The sequence below is a fragment of the Parabacteroides sp. MSK.9.14 genome (assembly GCF_019041495.1).
Taxonomy (GTDB): domain Bacteria; phylum Bacteroidota; class Bacteroidia; order Bacteroidales; family Tannerellaceae; genus Parabacteroides; species Parabacteroides merdae.
Genome location: NZ_JAHPXO010000089.1, coordinates 1 through 2,302 on the forward strand (window position 1 = coordinate 1; position 2,302 = coordinate 2,302).

General features: G+C 40.7%; 1 protein-coding gene. It reads left to right on the forward strand.

Annotated elements, in window-relative coordinates; all coding sequences use genetic code 11:
• The first annotated feature begins 240 nt into the window (after window positions 1-240).
• The gene (locus KTG12_RS21090) at window positions 241-1,608 is read left to right on the forward strand and encodes a hypothetical protein (protein WP_216945540.1); all 1,368 of its coding nucleotides are present in this window, start codon (window positions 241-243) and stop codon (window positions 1,606-1,608) included.
• Window positions 1,609-2,302 lie beyond the last annotated feature (694 nt).

Here is a 2,302-nt window from a genome sequence, read left to right on the forward strand (position 1 = left end):
TTGCAACACGAAGTTAAGTGAATCTTCTGACATGACAAAGCACTGGGTAATACATTACTACTCAGTACTTTAAATTATTCTTGTACAAAAGTGTTGCGGAAATTAGGTATATCAACAATTGAGGAAGCGTTATGCTTGTTTTGTTGTGACTCCACTCAAAATGCGGTGTTCCGGTTTCACGCTTCCATGTATTATCAGGTTCTTCCAAGAAACCTGGAAGGCGTAAAATAATCCACATTTATGAAGCAGTATTGGTCTTTTTTCAAATCGGGCAAGTTTGCTTTTCTTGCCTTGTTCTTCGTATCACTTACGGTAATATCTTGTGACAACGATGACGATAACAATGTTTCTCCCGATCCGCCTATTGAGAAAGGCGAAATTGAGCTTGCAGAAAATGCCCAAGCTCTCAACTATTTTGATTTTATCAATCCGAACGATGTGGAGATCTTAAATGCTGACACAACACAGATTCGTGTGAGCCAGGCATACCTGGATAAGATAAAGACAAAGGTAAACAAGAACGATGTGTTGTCTATATGGCGCAGCATCGACACGCCACCTTTCATTCGGAAGGTATCAAATGTATCGGCAAACGGAAAGGATGCTATTCTGACGACAACCCAAGGTACATTGGCAGACCTGATAGAGCATGGCGACTTCAAGCTGAGCACGGAATTGTATGTTAACTACGGCGAGAAAGGCTTGAAGAACCGTTATTCCAAAGACGGCGTTTATCATCCCAGCGTGGTTATCTTCAGCGGTACAGAAGACAATGGCAAAAAGTATGCAACAGCCGAAGAGCTGCTGGCCCAAGAAGCTACATGGCATATTTTCAACAAGGATGGAATAACCAATTATTCATACGAAGAAAAAGGCTTACGCATTGGACTGAAGGATGTACAGACCCACACAGCATTAGACCTTGAAATCGGCATCAACATTTCCTGGTTCAAATTACGTAACTTTGATTGCTACTTCACAGGTGAGTACAAACTGGATGGTCCTCTGTTCGTTGAATGGGATGTGAAGGATAAATCAAGCGGCGGTGAAGTCCCATTAGTCTATTATCCTCCTATTGTAGTTGTATTCCCGATAGCAGGTCCCATTCACATTTCGGTCATGGTTATACCCACTTTAACTATGGACTGTAATGCACATGCAAAAGGCACGATAGGCATAACTCTGCCCATGACTTTTGATTCTTCCTTTAAGCTGGGTCCTTCCTATGCAAGAGACAGAGGCTGGGTCTTTTATAAAGAATACAACCATTCGTTTAACTGCTATGTAGATCGAACCAACATCACTTACTCTGGTGAAGTGGCTGCAAGCCTGGGTGTATATTTCAAGACGGAAGTCAATATAGCCTATTGCGGAGGTCCTTTCGTTAAAGTAGGTCCTTCTGTTTCAACAGATCAGTCTGCAAGTGTAGTAACGGGTTCCGACTATCAGTTCAAGGTCAACACCAGCGGCAAGTTTAAGCTGGCCGGTAAGACAGGAGCCGAATTGCATATAGTGGGATATTCGTTAGGCAAGTGGGAAACGGAATATGTTTTAGCGGAGAAAGATGCCTGGAATAAAGAATTTATAGTAGATATGTGGCCTAAGTAGGGCTTTTAGCGGATAAACCTCAATCAGTCATTAGAACGAGAAAAGTAAAGCGACTGACTATTTTTATTCGTTCTAACGACCGAATTGGGTTAAAAGAGACAAAATGGGCGAGGAAGACCACTGAGCTTTCAGCCTATTTTGTGACTTTCACTTATAGTCTAAAACGATATAGCATTAATGAATTGTCTTCCTCGTCCATATTGGGTATGATATACGAATAATAATAGGGTGCCATATATCCCATTACTCTAAAATTCGTAGGAACGGATACATCTGCAATGAGCTTACCTTCTTTATAAATTTGCAGCCCATCTTTTTCTATATCCTTCTTTTTATACGATCTGAATAAAGATTGATTGCTGATTACGTGTGTTGAAAATAGTTTAGGATATCTTTTGTCCGCCTGACTACTCTAATGCTATCCACTTTCTATCCACCCTTATTTTTGTGACAGACTGTTGGCTGGATGCTCGTGGAAAATCGTTACTTTTGCAGCCGTTTTCAGGCAGGATAGGTTCATGTAATTGGGATAAAGTGGCATTAGCCGTAGGAATTCCTGCATCAGAAAGTGATTATTATCAACATAAACCTAATTTCCGCAACACTTTTGTATAAGAATAATTTAAAGCAGTGAGTAGTAATATATTACTCAGTGCTTTGTCATGTTCGAAGATTTACTTAACTTCGTGTTGCG